Raw genomic sequence first — 20112 nt, 5'->3', positions numbered from 1 at the left:
TGTTCTCAAGGCTTTAATTCACCCAATTTTGAGAAGTACTAAAAAACCTAAGTGATGAAAAAGCAATTCGCAATACTAGCACTCGCAGCATTAATCTTCATGGCTTGTGGAGAAGATGATGAACCTACCGCAGAAGATTGTACCGGAGAAGTATGTACAGCCACAGTGGGTGCAAACGAAACAGCTGCTACAGTGCCAACCAACCTTCATGGCACTTTTGTTACAGAACTTACTTATGCTGAATCTAATTCGCCAGTGGACTTAGGCACGGAAGCTACATTTACTATTTCAGCTACTAAACTAGTGGTATCTATTGATGGGCGCGACTGCTTTAGTATTGAAAACCCAGTTCACCGTTTTGGAGCAACTTCAACTTCTGGTAACTACACATTTAAGGCCGCTTGCATTGAAGATATTGCCTTCAATATCTCAGCTAATACAGACGGTACCCTTAACGAAATCAATCTAGAAAAAGCCAGTGGAACTGGTTTTTACGGTCAATTTACTGTGAGATAAACCATGAAAAGGATATTTTTTATCGGTTTTTTGATTGGTCTTTTTGGTCAATCAGTTTTTGCCCAAGGTTATGAAGTTTTAAAGGACGACCCTTCGCAACTGATCAAAGGACATGTGGCCTTAGAGTACTTAACAGTCGATGCTGGAATGGCCAATGTAAGTGGTGCTTATGCTTGGGCGGTGGGCGTCAACACTTATTTCCCTTTGTTACCTTCTCTTGGTTTAGAAGGAAGTTTAAGAACACCGCTGCTGAAGTTTGAATCATCTGGAGGCCTGGCCATTGCTGCTGAAGCCGGAGCAAGCAAAACCCTATTCTCGAAAACCAAATTAAAAGAAGAACTCAAAGTGCTAATGAGTTTCAGTCAGTCGAGCTCTTATCGAACTACAACCACTAGATCAAGTACTTTAACCATGCCTGGGAATGTAAGAACAGAGATGTTTGTCCGTGGAGGTGGCTACTACAGAAATAGCAGTTATGAACCTGATGATGCAGGGATTTTCTCAACTATTAGCTCCATTACACATACTGGAGGCTATGTAGGGATAGGTATTTCTAAAGGCACATTCTTTCAATTTAAGAGCGAAGAAACTCAAGAAAAGTTTGCCCTCGGAAGCATCTTCAAATTCTATGCAGATGTGCTCATTTTACCCACGAATATTAAAGATCCAGCATACGATGATTCGGATTTAATTGGCTGGAGGCTAGGAGTGAAATGGTACAACAGTCCTTACACGATCGGAAATAATTTCGGAGAGAAGAAAGGCTTCTTCGGTAATATGTTCGCCATCGGTGAACTGGGTACACGACCTTATGAGGGCGCAGTGATTACATTATCAGTGGGCTATGTCATTAAGAAATTCTAGAAAACATTACATCACATGAAATAACCATAAAAAGTAAACACATTTAAAATTCATCACCATGAAAAAGTTAACTCTATTATTAATGCTTTCAATAGCCGCAATTGGCTTAAATGCACAAACAGACTGGTCGAAAGTCGATTTCGCCAAGAAGTATAAAATGAAGACAAAGGTATCTGGAGGTGTTGCGAAAGCACTAAAAGGTTCTCCCACTTTCATTAATGATTATTACATAAGCCAGGCATCATTAATGAAAGGGAAATCACAGGCAGGTATGATGCAGAAACAAGGTGTAGGTTCAGTATTCGCAGAAGCTTCGCTGGCAGGAGTAAGTGCAGAAGCACTTCAAAAGCTCATAGAAGAACTACATGCTCAATTTGTTCAAGAGTTAAAGGGCATTGGTTTAAATATTAGCGATGGTCAACCTGTGATTGAATATGGAAATGAAAGTGGCAAAGCTGACAGAAAGAATGCATGGATTGGTAAAACCGATGGTAAGGTTATTTATGATAAAACTAGTGTTTTAGACAATGCGCCAGATATAAAAGAGCAGAATATTTTCAGACCTACTGACATGCCAATTTATACGACATGGGCAATGGTTCCCGGTAATTTTTACAATAGCGCTGCAAAAAGGGCAGATGTAAACATGATCAATATCAACTATGTGATTCGATTTGCATCGTTTGATGGGAAGAAGAGTATGACTAGAAATAGCTTGACAACAGAAGCTGGGCTAACAATTCAGCCAACTCTTGGTATCACAACTCCAAAAGGTGCATGGGGTGGTGTTACTTTTGATAAACCTATAGAAGGCAACAACGATTGGAGCAAAGGTTTGGTTGAAACTGACTCTAGAGATGGCTCTTTCTGGGGCTTATCGTCAAAAGGAGAGTATTCCATCCATGCCGATGAAGCCAAGTACATCGAAGAACTGAGACAAATCGTACTTAATGCTCAAAAGGCCATTGTAGCCCAAATTAAGGCCAATATGAAATAAATAATTAACTCAAGTCTCAGAAGGAAACTAATTAGTAGTTGATTTTGATTGAAACTTTAGCTAAGCCACACTATGATTGAGGTTCTTGGTGTTGGCTTACGCTACGGTTTTGTCAGTTTACCAAGATTATTTTAGGCTCGAGTTGGGTGCCTTAAATAGTGGTCGATTCAGAAAGCCTCGGGAGCGAGGCTTTCTTCGTTTCATGGTTGAGCGTCAGTGCTAGCACTGACGCTCTTTTGCCGTTATAGTGGGATGTTAGAGCACTGTTATCCAACGTAGTTTTATCATGTAATTAATTGGTTGTGAAGCCAAATACTGAAAAATGGAAACTTACTTGAATAGAATTGGCGCTTTTGACAAAGAACAGGTCTACACATTAGATGATAGAAGTATATCGAACGGACAAAGTCAGTGGGACTTACAGGATATTAGAGATGTTCATTTGAGTTTCAAACCTACAAAGTACTATGGTAACATTTACCAGTGTACAATCGAGTCTAGATTTGGAAAGATTACCCTTAGCAACAGACGGTATTTAGGGCCAGCAAGTTTTGATTATCAATCTGCCAAATACAGTCAGTTTGTAAGGAGCTTATTACTGAATTTGGATGCTTATGGATTAACAAACTTTAAGTCGGGAAAATCTCAATCTAGCTACTGGTTAGAAGTAATTGCCTCGGTAGTCTTTTTTGGACTCATGCTTATTATTCTAGTCATGTTTGGTGCATGGATAGTTGCCCTTAGTTTTTTGGCTTTGCTCATTTTTAGGCTTATTCCTTATTATAAGAAGAATCGACCTATGACTTTTTCGGCCAATCATATACCTCACCATATTTTACCCTAAAATCAATTTTGTAAAATCTTAAAAATATAAATCATGAAAAAGGTATTAACAGGACTCTTCTTTATTATTGCTGTAATTGCATATTTCATTTTCAGTTCGTCTAGCTACGGAGAAAAACTTGAATTTAACGGCACTGACGTTTACTATACAGATTTAGTGACAGAAACTGACGCTCAAAAGCTTGGTGAATACTTAGTTGAATCTGAGTTTGCCGATGGAAACGGAAAATCCGTTCAATTAACAAAAAGAGACTCTACTTATTTGTTCAGAATGGTAGTGATTGATGGTGTGACAGAAGACAGCACCAAAGACATAAGTTTTAAGGCTTTGGCCATGCTTATCTCAATGCAGGTTTTTGATGACGCCCCTGTTGAGTTAGAAGCCTGTTCGAATACTTTTGAAACTCTTCGAGTATATAAGTGAAATGAAAGCGACCAAAAAGTCCCATTTCACCCTCTTAATAGTCGGGTTTACCCTCTTAATGATTGCAGGCCTTAGTGCTTGTATCATTATGCTTATTTTGATGTCTGTTGATGAGGTCTCGTTCGATAAAGGCTTTATCTTCTTTCTGGGTCTGACTGTAACTGTAATTAGCCTACGGATAATTATTAAACAAAATCAAAGTTACAGCCAACAGAGAGTAGACGCGGCTATGAATGGCGATGAGGCCGTTTTTACCCAATGGGAAATAAGCAAAGCGCAGTGGACCAGTTTCTGTAAATCTAAATATGAATTTGACCTTAAAGAGTCCTCTGGTTACGGTTGGGCTGCCGCTTGCTTAATGGGGCTTGTCTCGGGTTTTTCGCTTTGGGATAGACTTGATCTAGACCAAATAGTTGCTTTTACATTGTTAACGGCTGTTTTTTTCTTTTTTATTGGAAAGTATGTAGCAGGACTGAAAGCTAGGTCTGATTTCAAACGGCAAAGTCAATTGGAAGTGGCCGATATTCATTTTGCTAAATCCTCTATTATATTCAACAGTAGGCTTATCCTCATAAATGAGTTTGGGTACAGACTCAAACACTTTTCACTTCAAGATAGGTTTAACATGAAGGTGATTATATTTACAGTTGAGTATGGGATTGGAAATAGGAAGTCCAGTAATAGTTATACCATTCCGATGCCAGCTGATAAAATGGAAGAAGCAAATAAACTATCTTCCTATTATAACGGAATTGCTTAAATTAGAGTCAGTATGATTACTGGCAGAGTTGTTGTAAACATGGTTGGTTAGTTATCAACCTTAATCTAAAAATGAGAAAAGTAATCAACTTTTGTTTTGTCTTGCTAGCAATTGCTGCGGTAGTCTATGGACTTATAGAGCGCAATTCTAAGAATCGAGCTACCAAGGAATCCCATGCCTTGGAGTTGGTTAAGGATGGACCTCAAAACGATAATTTGATTTCAGATTTAGAGGAAGAAGTAGCCGTGCCCCATTAAATCGTTAAATTATTTTCCTCCAAATTTATTCAACTTGTACCCCAGCCTAAACCTAATAATCTGGCGCAAAACATTGGTTTCAGAGTTTTGAATGTATTCTGAAGTCACATTCCGATTAATCACAGAGCTTTGGCGGAGCAAATCACTCGCTGTTATGCTAAAGTCCATTTTCTTTTTAAAGAAAGACTTCCCGAACGACATGTTCCAAATAAGTTGGTTTGTCCCATCAATGTTGCCCACCTTACCGTTTTGTTGATGGGTGAGTGAAGTAGTGATAAAAATTCCACTTTCTGACTTGTAGGTTCCACGTAGGGAAGAAGCCATTTGGGAATAGCGCCTGTTACCTGCTTCATTACTCGGGTTTTTCACATTTGAAAAGCCTGGTCTTGTACTAAGTGAGATATCGAGCTTTTTGCTAAAATTACTATTTATCCCAAATCCAATTCCATAGTTAGCGTTTTCTGAAACTTGAATGATACCATTTAAGAATTGAGGGCTTCGGCTAAAACTGGCAGAACCGCCAACTTGAACATTGAGTTTCCATTTTTCAATGGGCTTCGAAATATTAACACTGCCATTCATATTTCTTCTCCCACTCATATTCACAGGAGTACTTAAACGTGCACCAACGGGCAATTCAATACCATCAGGACTGTTCGATCCATTCCCAATGATCGTGTTATTTACTACTGTGTTTTCTGTGGTTCCTCCAGAAAGGTTGAAAGAAATGTACGACTTTGTATCCTTGTTAAATATGGCGTAGGTTAACGTGAGCCTGTTAGAATAACTTTCTGAGAGTTGTGGGTTTCCTCTTCTAAGGAATAAAGGGTTGCTGTTGTTTAGCACATCTTGTAATTGGCTGGCTTGCGGTACTCCCATGCTTCTGGAATAATTCAGCCTAATTTGTTTGCCTTCCTTATTTCTAAAAGACAAGTTAACATTGGGAAGGAAACCATCAAACCTTCTATCTAAAGCCGTAGATCTTGGGAAGGTCTGATCATTTTCAATCCTTTGAAGCTGGTATTTTGCACCTGCAGAGATGTTGATATCGCCAACTTTAAATTGAATTCCTGAGTTGAATTCATCCTTGGTTAATAGGTTGTTATACTGACTTGAGCGTAAGGTGTCGATGTCTGTATAATTCGACTCATTGTTATTGTAGTTCAGTAGTAAGTTCTTATTGTCGGTTTTGTTAATATCCCTTTTATAAGAAAGTTTCAAGCTTTGTTTTTCTCCAATAGGTTCGGTGTAAGAAACTTGAGTGGAAAATCTATTGGTATTATCTTCCGGTTTACTGAATTGGTCGTAATCTTGGTTGCTCACATTTCCAGTGCTAAAACGATTGATCGACCTCACAGAGTCAATACCAGTCGATTCACTTTGTCCAAGACTAGAGTTGATTGAAATAGTTCTTCCTTTTTTGGAGAATTTATGCCACCAACTAAAGCTACTACTCCAGTTATTTCCATCAAGCTCAGAGAAGTTCCTATTGTTGGTACTATTAATCTCTTCATCATTCATAAAAGTATTCCCAGTTACATGAGAGGTATTTTTTCCCTCGCTTAACGAAAAGCTCTGCCTTAGCGTAAATCGATTATTGTCGCTTGGTTTATACTCTAAACTCAATGATGTACTGTGGGAAATATTATTGTTTTCACGTTCAGATCTTTGGTTATAAACCCTGCCAGAATCAGCTGCTTGAATGTATTGCTGAGAGGTCTCATTAATCGATTTGGTGATGGCACCTCTATAAGAATAGGAGGCGTTGGCCGTAAGTTTTGGAATAATCTCTGAGTAATAATAAGTTCTAAATGTGCTTTGCTGTGATATCCCTCCATTTGAGCCAATACCTTCTACATTTACCATTCCTTGACCTCCACCCAAATCAATATACCGTTCGCCCCCTCCTGAACTTAGGTTATTAAAACTTCCAGAAAAAGAAAAACGGTCTTTGCCTCGAATAAAGTTAATATTTCCACTCGCTAGGTAGCGTTCTGGTGGACTGTAAGTAAGGCCTAGAGTTGAGAAATAACCTCTCCGTTTTTCTGGCTTGGTCACCACATTAAGCACTTTCTCCCTTTTACCATCATCGTGGCCGGTATAAATGGCTTCCTTACTTTTTTCATCTATCACCTGAATTTTACTTACCATATCGGCAGGTAAATTCTTCAATGTAAATTCTGGGCTGTTTTGAAAGAAGGGTTTTCCATCCACTATAATTTTTGTGATCACTTCGCCTTGTGAGGTAAGTTTCCCATCTTTTACTTCCAAGCCGGGCATTTTCTTCAGTAAATCTTCAAGGTTAGCTTCGGAAGTGGTTTTATAGGCAGAGGAGTTAAACTCAACGGTGTCTTGCTTTAGAACTACGGCAGGGGCAATACCTTCAACACTTACAGAATCCAGCAGCATAAGGTCATCTGCCAAAAATATTTTCCCTAAGTCGATCGATTTATTATTGAATTCGAAGGTTTTAGAATAGGGTTTAAAGCCTACGTAAGTGATGTCAATTTTATAAGTGCCTTTGGTCAACTTTGAGAAACTAAACTCACCTTTTTCTGAGGTGGTCATGGCTTTATAAAGGCTGTCGTTTTGCTGGAGGAGGATCACATTCGCCAAATAGAGAGGTTTTTGTTCTGTGCTGTCGAGCACTGTTCCTGAAATGGTCGCTTCTTGTGATATGCAATATGAAAAGCACAAGAAGGAGTATAAAAAAATAATAACTAGTTTCATGAATTATGACCTTGTCATGAAACTAGTTATTATTTATTGAAAACTTAAATTTTAGTTTGTTAAAAAATTAGAAAGTAGGTTTTGTCTTATTCCTGTATGGTGCTTAGTACATTTCACCTATCCCAATGCCTCCGTTTCCACCACGGCCACCTCTAGCTCCACCTGCCTCTCCTTCATTTCCACCGAAACGTTGTCTTGGGTTCTCGTTAAGGCTAGGAACAGTTCCACTGCCAAAACTTCTGATATTGAAAGTGAAGGTTAACATAACGTACTGGGTAAGGATTTGTGAGTTAGTATCCTGAATATAAGAACCATTGATACTTCTTGAAACCCTCTGGTTTTGCTTTAAAAGGTCAAAAACGGTCAGTTTCAATTCGGCTTTGTCCTTTATTAACTTCTTGCCAAATTCCATGTTCCAAACCAAATAGCTTTGATTAAATCCATCGCTAAGTCCTGGATTAGCAGTGTGGTTCACTTCAGATCTAAATACAAAGCTAGGTCCGAAAATCCAGTTCAATCTTAAACGTGTTGACTGAGTGAAATTTTCTGTATTGGTTTGGCTTTGAACCGTGTTGCTGGTTGTGCTATAGCTAGAATTACTTGAAAGTGTGAAATCAATCTTTTCACTAATGTTACTGCTGAATACTGCACCCAATCCTAAACTAGGAGAAGAAGAGTGGTTCATTTCTTCGTTAATCATTTCCGGTGTACGGCTATAATTTCCAGAAAGCGTGAGATTCAAGTTAGATTTCACAGAGGCCATCGGAAGGCCAAATGAAACGAAACTTCTAACACTGTAATAGCCACCCAAGTTCATAGGTTGAGAATATTGCGCACCAGGTTCTAAGGTAATATCTCCTACCGTTGTGTTCTCTCTTGAGGCAATAATGGTATTGTTACCAATGTAATTGTCAGAGTAAGTGGTGTTCAATGTTGCGAAAAATGTGGTCGACTTTTCAACGTTTGTTTTGGTATACCTCACTGTTGCGTTGTGTTGGTAATTTTGATCCAAGTTTGGATTACCTGCGCTAATGAATAGAGGGTTCGAGTTATCAATTACATTTTGCAGTTGACTAACCGAAGGAGCTTGTGTACTGGTTCTGTATGAAACATTCACGTTTTCTGTACGCCCGACACTGTATCGGTAGTTAAAACTTGGTAAAAAGTTGTTAAACGTTCTCTGTACGTTGTCATCTGTAGGGAAAGTTTGGTTATTGTCTAATGTCGCATTTTGATAATTACCACTTACAGAAAGGTTTGCTTTGTCGCCTCTTAAGTTATAACCCACAGTAGCGCCATGTGTTATATAGTCGTTCTTAAAAATATTACTCAATGGGATATTAAGGTCTGAATATTGACCTGAGCTTTCACTGAAATCATAAGTTTCCTTATTCGAATCATTGTATTGATAGCCATACTGATAGGTCATTAATAATTGACTTTTTTCGGTTAAGGGTTCAGTATAAGTTGCATTTGCTCTTAGTGTTACACCAGGCTGGTTTAACGATGCACTTTGTCTGAAATCTTGACTTTCTGGATTTCCTTGTTCGTCATAGAAAACGTTTTCAGACAACAAAAGACTTTCACCTGTGCTTTTATTCAGCGCAGTATTTACGTTGATCGAGAATGTCCTCCCTCTTTTTTCAAATGAGCGTCTGTAGAGAATATTATTCGAAAAATTGTAAGCCGTTAAATCGCTTGAATTTTCTGTATCGGTAGTGTTCAATATATCATCATTCAACATTGTTGTTCCATTTAAAAAGGAAGAACCAACATTGTCTTGTAGCGTAAGTTGTGGCCTAATGGTTAATGAGTTTTTATCATTGATTGTATAATCAATCTTCGCGCTAAACCTGTGGTTAATGTTTGTGCTTGGCGAGATTGTATTCTCTTCATAAGTCTGACCTTCATTTTGAGGTAGGGTATACTCTCTGTAAATAGATTGGTTAGAATTATTGCTGCTTTCATTATAGAAGTAACTTCCAGAGAAATCTAATTTGTTATTTGGTTGATAAGAGTAGTTGATACCAAAGGCCGTGGTTTTTGAAATACCACCTTGCGCTCCTACAAGGAAATCACTGGTGTTTCCTCCGTTAGAGAAACCTCCACCGCCAGCACCGCCTCGGCCACCGCCAGCACCACCTCTGCCGCCACCAGCACCACCTCTGCCGCCTCCCGCACCGCCACGGCCACCACCAGAAGTAATTCCTAATAAGTCACTTGTAGCAAAGTTTTGGATGTTAATATTATTGGTTTGGGCTAATATTGTTGTTCTGCTTTTAGGTCTGAAAAGGTTAATGCTACCTCCAGCATTGTAAGTTTCGTCCGTTCCAGCTCCAGCGTATACTTTTCCGAATTCGCCATTGCTCATACTAGCTTTGGTGATAATGTTTAACACCTTAGAAGTTTCTCCATCAACAAAGCCGGTGAACTGAGATTGATCACTCCCTTCGTCATATACTTGAATTTTCTCAATAATTTCAGCAGGTAAGTTTTGTAAAGCTGCACTTGCATCATTACCGAAAAATTCACGTCCATCTACCAATACTTTTTTAACTGATTCACCTTGGGCTTGAACTTGTCCGTCCACTATCATAATTCCAGGCATTTTCTCTAAAAGATCTTGAGCTGTGGCATCTGGATTTACTTTGTAAGCCGCGGCATTCATGATTGTAGTATCTCCATTTTGCTCAACCCTGTCTACAAGTCCTTCTACCGTAACTTCGTCTAGCTGTTTAATGTCTTCCGACATAAATATTGTGCCCAGGTCAAGAGTTCCTCCTGCTACGGTAATGTCTTTTTTGAAATCGAAATACCCTACAAATGAAATTTTAAAAGCGTAGTTACCATCGGCTATTCCGGTAATTCTAAACTCTCCATTCAAGTCACTTATTTTGGCTTTAAGGGTAGCGTCTGCTTTGTTAACAATACTGATAGTTGCGGCTACCATGGGTACACGGTCTGCACTATCGAGGACGGTTCCTTTCACTACCCAAAACTGAGCTTGGGCGTTGCTTGCAAAAGCTAGGAACAAAAAAATGATTGCGGTTCGGATGACTTGATTTTTCATATTGGCACTTCGACATGGGATTTATGAAAAGGTTTATTTCGCTTTTTATATCGTTGTATTGCGGTAATTAATTATTGTTTATCGATAATTAATTTCTACATTTGGCAAAATTGAAAAATATGAATGTCTCGAAAGCATCTTTATGGCTGACTAATATTTTGATAGGAGCAGCCAATGTCTGGTTTGTTGGGCTGACTTTATTCGGTTCCTGGTCATTCAAATAACCTAAGCCTTTAAACAAGGAATAGAACTTAAAACGGATAAAGACCTAACAATATGAAAAACAATAATTTACTGATTAAAATATGCATTGTCTTTTTAACATTTGCTCGTTTGGCAACTGTGATTGGAATGGCAATAGTGCTCTATTTTGGAATTTTTGAGAATACAGAGAAATATTTCACGGTTCAGATGAGCCGAGAGAATTTCGATAAGGTGGAAGAGGGAAGTACACTTGAACTTGAAGTAAAAGCAGAATATCAAGATTCTATTAAAGGAGCCAAACTGAAATCCACTACTCAGAATTATGTTATATCATTCAATAAAGGATATCGTATTCTGATTTTAGTTGCTTTGGCTATTGTAATGGGCTTTTCTGTATATTTTATTCACCTGTTGCTTCAGTTTGTGAAATCTGCATTGGGAGAGAATTTCTTCAGTCTGGAAAATGTTACAAGGGTCCGTATGATGGGCTTTATTTTAGTCGGGCTTGGTGCTGTACACCTATTGATGAATCTTTGGATTAGTTATATTGCGGGCAGTTATTTTGAACTTGATAAGCTGGGTGCTAAAACAATAAAAGTGAGTTTTTCACCAGATATTTTCAGTAGTACGGTTTTCGTAGGGCTCATTGTACTGGTGGTGGCTCAGGCCTTTGATCACGGTTTAAAATTGAAAGAAGATAAAGAATTGACAATCTAGTGGCCATTATAGTAAACTTGGATGTAATGTTGGCCAAGCGAAAAATGCAGAGCAAAGAACTTGCAGAGCAAATTGGAATTACTTTGGCCAATCTTTCCGTGTTAAAAACAGGGAAGGCAAGGGCGATTAGGTTCAGTACGCTCGAAGCGATTTGTAAGGTGTTGGATTGCCAGCCAGGTGATATTTTGGAATATAAAAATGATGATGAATTATGACAAGTGAAGAAAGACCATGGGTTTTGGGTTCGCATATTGGAACCCTAATAGGATATGCCGTTGCATTGGGGAGTTTTATAGTGCCACTAGTTATTTGGCTATCAAAAAAAGATGAATCTGAAGTGATTGCCATGCATGCCAAGGCATCGTTGAATTTTCAGCTGTCTATGCTGCTCTATACTTTTATTGCGGGTATTGGAATATTCTTCCTTATTGGAATTCCATTTTTGATCATCATTCCAATTGTGAATTTGATCTGTGTAATTCTAGCTACTATCGAAGCAGATAAAGGTAGACTGTATAAATATCCGCTTTGCATTAACTTTGTGAAGTAAGAATTAAGATCATGTATTCATTTGACAGAACAAGCGCTGAGAGTTTTAAAGCTGAGGATCGGAACAATGATCTGGCATATTGGTCTAAGGTTGATATTAATGAAAGGCTAAGGGCTGCAAATTATCTCATTTCGGTAGCTTATGATTTTGATCTTCGAAATCCTCCAAAAATGGATAAAAGTCTGTTTGAAGCTAAAAAGAGGGGTTAGTGGGAAATATATTCAATAAAGACTTTGTTGAATTTACATTGAAAAATTAGAGAATAATATTTAGATGAACATCCGTCCGAGAAGAAATAGAAAGTCAGAAGCCGTGAGGCGAATGGTGGAAGAAACCAAAGTGGCCACCGATGATTTTATTTTCCCTTTATTTTTGCTCGAAGGAGCGAATGATAAAATTGAAGTAGACTCAATGCCGGGTATTTACCGCTTAGGTTTGGAGAAAATATTGAAGGAAATAGAAGCTTGTTTAAAACTCGGAATCCATGCTTTCGATGTGTTTCCGGTGGTGCCAGAGCACTATAAGGATAAAACAGCTACCAAGAGCTTCGACCCAAATTTCTTTTATCAAAAAGCCTTAAAAAGAATAAAATCTGAATTTCCAGAAGCTGCTATTATGACGGATGTGGCTTTGGATCCTTATAATTCTGATGGGCACGATGGCTTGGTGAAAAATGGCGAAATCCTTAACGATGAAACCCTCGAGGTTTTGGGGAAAATGGCCTTGGCGCAAGCCGAAACAGGCATTGATATTATTGGTCCTTCTGATATGATGGATGGCCGCGTAGGCTACATTCGTGAGGTGTTAGATGATAATGGTTTCAAGAATGTTTCCATTATGTCGTACACCGCGAAATATGCCAGTGCTTTTTACGGCCCCTTTAGAGATGCACTCGATTCGGCTCCTAAGAATGGTGATAAGAAAACCTATCAGATGAATCCTGCTAATCAGAGAGAAGCCTTAATCGAGGCGGACTTGGATATAGAAGAAGGTGCAGACTTTTTGATGGTAAAACCTGCCTTGGCTTACTTGGATGTAATCAAGCTATTAAAAGATAATTACGCTCAGCCGATTGCTGCTTATAATGTAAGTGGTGAATATGCCATGCTAAAAGCTGCTGGAATGAAAGGTTGGATTGATTATGACCGCGCCATGGCTGAAACGCTTTTGAGTATTAAGAGGGCGGGGGCAGACGTGATTTTGACTTATCATGCGAAAGAGTTTGCTCAATTATTTTCCTGATTTTGTCAACTTAATGGCCTCTTGTGCAGCTCTTAAACCTGAGTTTACGGCACCATCCATGTAGCCTGGGAATCGGGATGAGGTTTCACTACCAGCCATAATTAGTCGGCCATTTAAAAGTGTTTCTGCGAGTATCGGGTGTCCATTGTTCTGATGAGGCGCTAATGGCGCACTTTCTTTGATTGAGGTGTTTTTTTCATTTATCCATAGGGTTTCTTTGTACGAAATGAATTCCTTTGCTCCATGACCAAATAGTTTGGTCATGGCATTTACAACCAATTCTTTTCTTTGTTCTTCATTTAAACGCACCAAATTAGGATTAAGAAAGCCTTTTAATGCGAAGAAATTATTTTCGAAATTGGAGTGATTATGTACTTCTTGAATCACACCGCTCTGGCTAAATCCCATTCCTGAGAGTCTGTTTTCTTTCCAAAAAGGCCTAATATAACTGAAGGCGAATTTGATTGATTCGCCCATCCAAGTGTGGGTTTGCAACATTAATTCCAACCTTTCATTCTCAATTTCGGGTTCTATATTTATGTTGGTGGCCAGTAGTTGAGGTGGGATTGTGCTTATGACTATTGAGGAAGTGAGGGTTTCGCCACTATCAGTAGATATTTGTACTGAATTGCCAATTAACTTAAGGCCAATGACATTCAAATCATATTTAACCTTTGCCCCTGTAGTTTTTGATTTTAGTTCTTGAAGGAGTGCTAAGGTGCCTCCTTTTATTCTGAATGAAGGTGCTTGCCCTTGAGGATAGTCAAAATATTGTAGCGCAGTTTTTGGGCCGGGGTCAAAGCTAATTTTGCCTTCTGTATTTTGTTCGAAGCTTGTAATGCCAAGTTCTTCAATAAGCTTTACTAATGTGATATGCTGTTGACCGAACCATGTAGCACCCATTTCAATAGGGCCTTCAACGGTATTAATTCTACCACCAATTCTATTTCTACCTTCTATAAGTAAAGAGGGAACACCGTGTTTACTTAGTTCATAGGCCACAGTTAAACCAGACAGACCCGCCCCAATAATTACTATTTCAGACATGAATTACTGAATGGTCGTGCCTTGTAGAAAGTTCACTAAAGCACGAATAAAATAATCGCGAGGTGTTTCCATAAAAGCAGCATGATCACCTCCTGGAATTACCGTCCATTGTTTGTGTGAAGTACCCAATCTTGTGAAAAGTTTGGCCTGAGTTGCTGTGGGGCCAATCGGATCAAATTCACCTTGAAGAATTAGTGTAGGGACTGTTACTTTGGCTGGGTCCAGTTCGTTAAACTGATCATACCTGTTCAAGTCAACGCGTACAGGATCGGCCTTAAGGGCCGCTTCTACATAAGCATCTACCGCCTTTTGACTAATGGAACCGGGAACAATAAAATCACTGGCTGCCGCCTCTGCCGTTGTAGGGCTCATGTCTGGCTTAGCATCGCTTGGCTCGTCTGGGAACACTTGATCGCTATCTTTCCAATAACCAAACAGAGTTAGTGAGGAGATGAGTTCAGGGTGGCGTTGGGCGGTAAGTTGCGACATTGTCGAGCCCATTGACCAACCAAAAAGATGAGGAGGGCTCTTCCAATCTTTTTGTCGGCCCATCCATTCCAATACCACAGCTATATCTTTTGCAGCCCTGTCTGGGGTGAACCAACCTGTGCTGTCTCGCGGAGTAGCACCGTAACCTCGGCCATCTATTGCATAAACAGAGTAGCCTTGCTCAACCAAGCCGTCCATTAAGGAAAGATCTTCACTTTCTACTTGCAGGTCAAAGTCGGGTAGGGCGCTCCAGGTTCTTCCATGCACCAGTAAAATAGCTTCTGTGGCATTGGGATTGGATTTACTCCAAACGGCAAGCGGATGCCCATCGGCCAACACTGTATTTTTGACTAGCTCACTTTTGATTTCTTTAGAAGAGGGTCCCTCTGATTTGGGCGATTGACAGCCAAAATTGAGCAATAAAAAACCTACTGAAATCAATAAGTAGGTTTTAAGGATTTCAGTAGGTCTATTTTTTTTCATTATAATGTTTTAAGCTACTTGGCTACGCCCCAAGCTCTTCAGCATTTTGCCATGGGCAACAACGGCATCCATGAAGCTTTTTTCCGAATTGTAAGGAAGGCCGTACTCTTTGGTTGTTTCCATCACAATCTTAGATATCTTTTTATAATGAACATGGCAAATGTTTGGAAATAAATGGTGCTCAATTTGGAAGTTCAAACCGCCAACATACCAAGAGAATAGTTTGCTTTTGGGAGCAAAATTCGTGGTAGTGAAAAGCTGATGAACTGCCCAGTTGGTTTCTAAATTCCCAGTGTCGTCAGGTATAGGGTACTCTGTCGTTGGCATTACGTGCGCTGGCTGGAAAATCAATCCCAATGAAAGCCCCGTAATAAAATGCATGATAAAGAAGCCTAATAAAACTACCCAAGTAGGGGCAGGGATAAAGATTAATGGTAATACTAAAGCGTATCCATAATAAACGATTTTAGAAATAATCGTTTCGATTAAAACACCAGTATAAGTCCTTTTTTGAGCCTTTAGAAGCCCTAGTTTTTTGTAACGGTACAGTTGCTTAAAGTCTTTTGTTGTTAGCCATAAGAAGGTCATAAGGCCGTATAAGAACCAACCATAAATATGTTGAAGTTTGTGTACTTTCAATAATGGTGCATGCGGAGAAAGCCTCATTAATTTACCCGGATCAATATCTTCGTCCATTCCTTCAATATTGGTGAAAGAATGATGAAGCACATTGTGTTGAACTTTCCAGTTGAAGGCACTTGCCCCGATCACGTTCATCACGTAACCCATGTATTTATTCACATGCTTGTTCTTTGAATAGGCACCATGATTGGCATCGTGCATTACGGCCAAGCCAATGCCGGACATTCCAATACCCATAATCGCCCACATCAAAAGTAAGATCCACGTATTGGTGATCACTCCAGTAAGCATAAGTGCGTAAGGAGCAAAATAGAGTAAAAACATCACTATTGTTTTTGTGACCATGGTTGCATTTCCGTAAACGGAAATTTTATTAGTCTCAAAGTGCTCTTTGACTCTTTTTCGGAGATCGCTGATGAATTCAGCCTGATTGCTCCTTGAAAATTTTATTGCTTTATATTTCATACGATGTTTTTAACAAGCTTTTGAGTGTTGAATAGAACCTGTTGTGTTTCGCAATGTTTACTCAGAACGGTTGACTCATATAGAACGACTCTGACTAAATATTGGTTTCTTTTTGGTGCAAAGATAACAGTCTGATTTAGCAATGACAAAATTGATTTTTTTAATTGGTTAAAGAACAGGCGAATGTGGCGTTTATTGTAGGTCACATTTGCCTATTTTAGAATGGCTGAAAACACTTGCTCAAAGTGTTTCATCTCTTTCTAACATCAAGATGGAAGACTGAGGGACAATGAAAAGTTTTTCGTTTCCATACCTTATTTCAATGGCTTCTCTCTGTAGAAAAATGGCTAAATCACCTTCTTCCACTTGTAGAGGGATGTATTTTATTTTTTCATCATTGTTTTTCCATGGCTCACTATCTTCAACCGGCATAGGAATAGGGTAGCCAGGCCCAACTTTGATTATATACCCGCTTTGTACTTTTTCCTTTTCTTGAATTCCTGGAGGAAGGTACAAGCCAGTTGCTGTTTTTTCTGCTTGCTTTTTCGGTCGAATCAAAACACGGTCTCCAACAATGATAAGGTTTCTGAGCTTGTTGTCTGCTGTTAATTCCATAGTCTATATTTGCTCTTACAAAGATAGATCCAAAGTGGCAATTTTTACAGTTATCAAACTGTCTATGTTTTTTGCTTAGGCAAAGAAAAACAGCTTTAGGCAATCTCTCTTATTTCACTAAATAATTCCTCTTTGTTAGGCATATTAAAACCTTTATTGAGAAGGTGTTTATACATGTCGTTTTCCAACTTGTAATCTAATTCTAAAAAATGATCTAGTAAACACCAAGGAGCAACCTTCAATTCAACATGGTTTTTATGAAGTTTGGTTACTGTAATTTTTGATTTAGGGGATTTTAATATATTAGAATGTCCTTTTAGGAAATTATAGATACTCTGTTTTACCTCAGTCATATTTTCTGAGTAAGAAACATTAAGCTTTAATTCTAACCTGATGATGTTTTTATCACTTAGGTTATTTAATGTGCCTAATAAGAATTGAGCATTTCCAACTTTAATTATTTCACCATCAATCGTTTTTATTTCACTTCGAGTCCAGTTACTTGATGTCACAGAACCTATCTCTCCATTCACCTCAATAAAATCACCTTTTTTAAATGGTTTTATCGTCTTTAGGAAGATACCACCAGACAGATTAAATAAAGAAGATAAAAATGGCTCTTTCATTTTATGGGTTATGGTTCTCATAAATAGATACTTTGATGAAAGTTGTTTTCAATTCTTATACCAACTACACATATATGTATGCAAACCCTACTGATATTCCAAAAATAGTCAAATTATTTATTAATCTTTAATATATGGTGTCATTTTGGGAGGTGATTTTCGTTTTGGGAATTAAGAAGCCGGCTGATAAGCTTAATTTATGGCCATTTTGTCAATGATAATTACTCCCTTAGGGCTCTTATCAAAGACAAAACGTACTTTGAATAATTTACTGAGATTGAATTCTGGTGATTTGCGAACGAGCATATATTGAGATAGGAAAAACGTGTTATAAACCGCTTCCGAGGTTTTAGTGGATTGAAGACTTGGGTTTTTTAGAACGTCAACCGTCAGTTGTCTTTGTAAATAACTGTACTCACTTAACGTAAGCTGTACCGTATTGCCTGCGGTATCAGTGAGCAGAATACTGAAGTCAATAGGCTCCGGTGCTTTTTTGTCTTCTTCTTCGTTTTCACTTTCTTCTGAGTCATCGTCATTCTGATTTGAATTGTTATTTCCATTGTTCAATTCGTTGTTCTCATTCGACCCATCCTCTTTTTTCTTTTCATCTCTGTCCTTGTCAGGATAGGAGTTCTCTTTAGATTCTGCCAATTCAAAAGTAAGGGCTGCTGTTTCTGCTAATGTAAGTTTGTCATTAATAGAGAATTCAATCCAAGCCGTTTGACCTTCATACGCCAGGCTGTCCCAACCTACATAAACAGCTTGGGTTGCTTTGTTTCCCCATTTCATGCCTACCATTTGTTCTCGCCAAACGGTTAAATTTTCTGAAGTAACCTTTCCTCCGCTAGAATTGGTAGTTAGATCTAAGTCTTCTTCAAAATCAGCAATTACCTTCCAATCTGACGATTCATATTGATTTAGATAAATAGTAGGGGGCAGCCAATTGTTGCCCCTTCGGTGATCTTTGAATAAAGTTTCGTATTCTTTTTTGCCCTGTAATGTGGCTTGTAGAAATGCACTTATATATACTTTGCCAATTTGCAATTGATCTTCCATCGGTAAAAGTGCCTTCTTATTGAGCAATGAGCCGTAAGGTTGTCCCGAATCTGAATTACCCCAAGTGGTATTGAATTGTCCATGGTTTGCACCATATATATAGACAGCCGATTTGAAGTGATAGAGAGAGTCAGTGAACTTGACTCTTTCGTATTGTCTAAGGCCAGCAAACGACTGAACATCACCATCATTCGCGCCATGTAATACTAAGTAGTTTACGTTCTCTAAAGGCGTTTGAACTTCTCCAGGTTTGTACTGACCATCAACTGGAGCAATGGCCACAACTGATTTGATATTAAAGTCGAAGTCGAATTTTTGCTTGGCATCATCAGGGTAGAATTGTAGCTTATTGAAGAATCCAGCTACTGCAGCGGCTTCGCCACCACGTGAATGCCCCATTACGGCAATATTTTCTATATCTACCTTATTCTGAAATACATTGTCTGTTTCATTGTTCCATTTTCTCCAATATTTCAAGTGTTCTAAAAGCAACCAGCCTCTGGCATCGTTTTCTTCATCCAAACCATCACCAAACATATCTTTCCAAGAGCTATTGATGAAATTTTCATCTACACTCACCATAATCATTCCTTGGCTGGCCAAGAGCTTTCCTAAGTATTCATAACCGGGGTCGGAAAAATCTTCCATTCCATGATTGCCATGAACAATTAATGCCAAAGGAAAAGGGCCATCACCTTCTGGATACCAAACGCGTCCATTAATAGGAAGTGCTTCTTCATCGAAACCCCAAAATCGAGTTCGTAGCTTTCCAGCGAATCCTTTCCAGTTATCCAATAAGCGAGATCCGTCTACTGAATCGGTAACGATTGTTACTTCCTCGGCAAATTCCTCGCGTTGTTTATCTTTCCCACTACCGTAAGTAAGGTATCCTACTTTATAGGTGCCTTCTTCGGCAGGATTGGAAGCTTGAATCAATGGAGCTTTGTAAGGTGAGGTTTGGGCTGCGTCAATGTGTGCTATTTCAGGCAAACTTCCAGTGTCGAATAACCAGATTAGTCCCCAGACTAAACCAGCTAAACCAATGAGGCTCCCCAAGCTGGATACAATGACTTGATAAATAGAAAGGCCGTCTCGGTTCTTTTTAGTGAGTGAAAATAAACCAGCACCAGCCAGCCCGGAAAAACCAATGACGAGCAAAGGGAATTTGATGGCCAAGCTATCTCCAAAAAGCATGGTAGTTAAAAAGAAAGCGCCTGGCAGTACCCATAGAAAACTCTTGGGTAGTTTTTTCAGAATAAGGAGTAAGAGGATTAAACTCGCGCTACATAGAAAGGCTAGAATCAGCCCGATGACGATAAGGGTTAAGCCGATGGGAGTCCCTGGCTCTAGCACAAACATAAAGAGTGCACCTAAAACCCAAATTACGACTGCGGTGGTGGCGATGGCCTTGTTTGCTCCTTTCCAGGCAACTTCCCCTGGCGTTGTTTTTGAAATGAAGGATTTAACTGCTTGGAAAATACGTTTAAAAAAAATGCGCATGTCGGAATATGGTTT

Annotated in this window: 19 protein-coding genes; 11 read left to right on the top strand and 8 right to left on the bottom strand. The window is 39.0% G+C overall.

Features of this window, described 5'->3' with window-relative positions; all coding sequences use genetic code 11:
- Positions 1-54 precede the first annotated feature (54 nt).
- The 7 genes from VOI17_RS08245 (at position 55) to VOI17_RS08215 (ending at position 4661) form a co-directional block, all read left to right on the top strand.
- Complete coding sequence (locus tag VOI17_RS08245; protein WP_323756772.1) at positions 55-516, top strand: hypothetical protein; 462 nt, start codon at positions 55-57, stop codon at positions 514-516.
- A gap of 3 nt (positions 517-519) precedes the next feature.
- Entirely contained in the window at positions 520-1380 is an 861-nt protein-coding gene (locus VOI17_RS08240) for a hypothetical protein (RefSeq protein ID WP_323756771.1), read from the top strand.
- A 58-nt stretch (positions 1381-1438) separates the two neighbouring features.
- Positions 1439-2377 carry a hypothetical protein gene (locus tag VOI17_RS08235; RefSeq protein WP_323756770.1) on the top strand — a complete coding sequence of 313 codons (939 nt, stop codon included), beginning with the start codon at positions 1439-1441 and terminating at the stop codon, positions 2375-2377.
- 322 nt (positions 2378-2699) lie between these two features.
- A complete protein-coding gene (locus VOI17_RS08230) occupies positions 2700-3221 on the top strand; it encodes a hypothetical protein (protein WP_323756769.1) in 522 nt (173 codons plus the stop codon).
- Positions 3222-3254: 33 nt separating this feature from the next.
- On the top strand, positions 3255-3644 hold the full coding sequence (locus tag VOI17_RS08225) for a hypothetical protein (RefSeq protein WP_323756768.1): 390 nt from the start codon (positions 3255-3257) through the stop codon (positions 3642-3644).
- Position 3645: 1 nt separating this feature from the next.
- On the top strand, positions 3646-4404 hold the full coding sequence (locus tag VOI17_RS08220; protein WP_323756767.1) for a hypothetical protein: 759 nt from the start codon (positions 3646-3648) through the stop codon (positions 4402-4404).
- A gap of 101 nt (positions 4405-4505) precedes the next feature.
- Positions 4506-4661 (top strand): hypothetical protein, encoded by a 156-nt coding sequence (locus VOI17_RS08215; protein WP_323756766.1) that lies wholly within the window; start codon positions 4506-4508, stop codon positions 4659-4661.
- Between the two features lie 9 nt (positions 4662-4670).
- On the opposite strand, the gene VOI17_RS08210 is transcribed toward VOI17_RS08215, so the two are convergent.
- Together VOI17_RS08210 and VOI17_RS08205 are read right to left on the bottom strand one after the other, a co-directional pair.
- On the bottom strand, positions 4671-7391 hold the full coding sequence (locus tag VOI17_RS08210) for a TonB-dependent receptor (protein ID WP_323756765.1): 2721 nt from the start codon (positions 7389-7391) through the stop codon (positions 4671-4673).
- Between the two features lie 103 nt (positions 7392-7494).
- Complete coding sequence (locus VOI17_RS08205; RefSeq protein WP_323756764.1) at positions 7495-10461, bottom strand: TonB-dependent receptor; 2967 nt, start codon at positions 10459-10461, stop codon at positions 7495-7497.
- A 276-nt stretch (positions 10462-10737) separates the two neighbouring features.
- Between VOI17_RS08205 and VOI17_RS08200 the strand changes: the two genes are divergently transcribed.
- The 4 genes from VOI17_RS08200 (at position 10738) to hemB (ending at position 13174) form a co-directional block, all read left to right on the top strand.
- Positions 10738-11382, top strand: coding sequence for a DUF2975 domain-containing protein (locus VOI17_RS08200; protein WP_323756763.1), 645 nt, complete (start codon positions 10738-10740; stop codon positions 11380-11382).
- Positions 11382-11597, top strand: a complete 216-nt coding sequence (locus tag VOI17_RS08195; protein ID WP_323756762.1) for a helix-turn-helix transcriptional regulator — start codon at positions 11382-11384, stop codon at positions 11595-11597. The genes VOI17_RS08200 and VOI17_RS08195 overlap by 1 nt, the downstream gene beginning before the upstream one ends.
- On the top strand, positions 11594-11932 hold the full coding sequence (locus VOI17_RS08190; RefSeq protein ID WP_323756761.1) for a DUF4870 domain-containing protein: 339 nt from the start codon (positions 11594-11596) through the stop codon (positions 11930-11932). The genes VOI17_RS08195 and VOI17_RS08190 overlap by 4 nt, the downstream gene beginning before the upstream one ends.
- 273 nt (positions 11933-12205) lie before the next feature.
- Positions 12206-13174, top strand: coding sequence for a porphobilinogen synthase (gene hemB / locus VOI17_RS08185; protein ID WP_323756760.1), 969 nt, complete (start codon positions 12206-12208; stop codon positions 13172-13174).
- Here the strand turns inward: hemB and VOI17_RS08180 are convergent.
- The 6 genes from VOI17_RS08180 to VOI17_RS08155 form a co-directional block, all read right to left on the bottom strand.
- On the bottom strand, positions 13163-14221 hold the full coding sequence (locus tag VOI17_RS08180) for a flavin monoamine oxidase family protein (RefSeq protein WP_323756759.1): 1059 nt from the start codon (positions 14219-14221) through the stop codon (positions 13163-13165). The genes hemB and VOI17_RS08180 overlap by 12 nt on opposite strands.
- 3 nt (positions 14222-14224) lie before the next feature.
- Positions 14225-15193, bottom strand: a complete 969-nt coding sequence (locus VOI17_RS08175) for an alpha/beta hydrolase (protein WP_323756758.1) — start codon at positions 15191-15193, stop codon at positions 14225-14227.
- A gap of 9 nt (positions 15194-15202) precedes the next feature.
- A complete protein-coding gene (locus VOI17_RS08170) occupies positions 15203-16300 on the bottom strand; it encodes an acyl-CoA desaturase (protein ID WP_323756757.1) in 1098 nt (365 codons plus the stop codon).
- Between the two features lie 240 nt (positions 16301-16540).
- Positions 16541-16915 carry a co-chaperone GroES family protein gene (locus tag VOI17_RS08165; RefSeq protein WP_323756756.1) on the bottom strand — a complete coding sequence of 125 codons (375 nt, stop codon included), beginning with the start codon at positions 16913-16915 and terminating at the stop codon, positions 16541-16543.
- A gap of 95 nt (positions 16916-17010) precedes the next feature.
- Positions 17011-17562 (bottom strand): mechanosensitive ion channel family protein, encoded by a 552-nt coding sequence (locus VOI17_RS08160; protein WP_323756755.1) that lies wholly within the window; start codon positions 17560-17562, stop codon positions 17011-17013.
- A gap of 171 nt (positions 17563-17733) precedes the next feature.
- Positions 17734-20097, bottom strand: a complete 2364-nt coding sequence (locus tag VOI17_RS08155) for a hypothetical protein (protein WP_323756754.1) — start codon at positions 20095-20097, stop codon at positions 17734-17736.
- Positions 20098-20112 lie beyond the last annotated feature (15 nt).

Origin of the sequence: Roseivirga sp. (genome assembly GCF_034669765.1) — a bacterium.
In the GTDB taxonomy this organism is placed as follows: domain Bacteria; phylum Bacteroidota; class Bacteroidia; order Cytophagales; family Cyclobacteriaceae; genus Roseivirga.
Note: the sequence above shows the minus strand (reverse complement) of the source record. Positions and strands in the feature narration are given on the sequence as shown.

Bases quoted from the DNA above. Each gene is read 5' to 3' on its own strand.
- VOI17_RS08245 (WP_323756772.1), top strand. From the start codon at position 55: ATGAAAAAGCAATTCGCAATACTAGCACTCGCAGCATTAATCTTCATG.
- VOI17_RS08240 (WP_323756771.1), top strand. From the start codon at position 520: ATGAAAAGGATATTTTTTATCGGTTTTTTGATTGGTCTTTTTGGTCAA.
- VOI17_RS08235 (WP_323756770.1), top strand. From the start codon at position 1,439: ATGAAAAAGTTAACTCTATTATTAATGCTTTCAATAGCCGCAATTGGC.
- VOI17_RS08230 (WP_323756769.1), top strand. From the start codon at position 2,700: ATGGAAACTTACTTGAATAGAATTGGCGCTTTTGACAAAGAACAGGTC.
- VOI17_RS08225 (WP_323756768.1), top strand. From the start codon at position 3,255: ATGAAAAAGGTATTAACAGGACTCTTCTTTATTATTGCTGTAATTGCA.
- VOI17_RS08220 (WP_323756767.1), top strand. From the start codon at position 3,646: ATGAAAGCGACCAAAAAGTCCCATTTCACCCTCTTAATAGTCGGGTTT.
- VOI17_RS08210 (WP_323756765.1), bottom strand. From the start codon at position 7,391: ATGAAACTAGTTATTATTTTTTTATACTCCTTCTTGTGCTTTTCATAT.
- VOI17_RS08205 (WP_323756764.1), bottom strand. From the start codon at position 10,461: ATGAAAAATCAAGTCATCCGAACCGCAATCATTTTTTTGTTCCTAGCT.
- VOI17_RS08200 (WP_323756763.1), top strand. From the start codon at position 10,738: ATGAAAAACAATAATTTACTGATTAAAATATGCATTGTCTTTTTAACA.
- VOI17_RS08190 (WP_323756761.1), top strand. From the start codon at position 11,594: ATGACAAGTGAAGAAAGACCATGGGTTTTGGGTTCGCATATTGGAACC.
- hemB (WP_323756760.1), top strand. From the start codon at position 12,206: ATGAACATCCGTCCGAGAAGAAATAGAAAGTCAGAAGCCGTGAGGCGA.
- VOI17_RS08180 (WP_323756759.1), bottom strand. From the start codon at position 14,221: ATGTCTGAAATAGTAATTATTGGGGCGGGTCTGTCTGGTTTAACTGTG.
- VOI17_RS08175 (WP_323756758.1), bottom strand. From the start codon at position 15,193: ATGAAAAAAAATAGACCTACTGAAATCCTTAAAACCTACTTATTGATT.
- VOI17_RS08170 (WP_323756757.1), bottom strand. From the start codon at position 16,300: ATGAAATATAAAGCAATAAAATTTTCAAGGAGCAATCAGGCTGAATTC.
- VOI17_RS08165 (WP_323756756.1), bottom strand. From the start codon at position 16,915: ATGGAATTAACAGCAGACAACAAGCTCAGAAACCTTATCATTGTTGGA.
- VOI17_RS08160 (WP_323756755.1), bottom strand. From the start codon at position 17,562: ATGAGAACCATAACCCATAAAATGAAAGAGCCATTTTTATCTTCTTTA.
- VOI17_RS08155 (WP_323756754.1), bottom strand. From the start codon at position 20,097: ATGCGCATTTTTTTTAAACGTATTTTCCAAGCAGTTAAATCCTTCATT.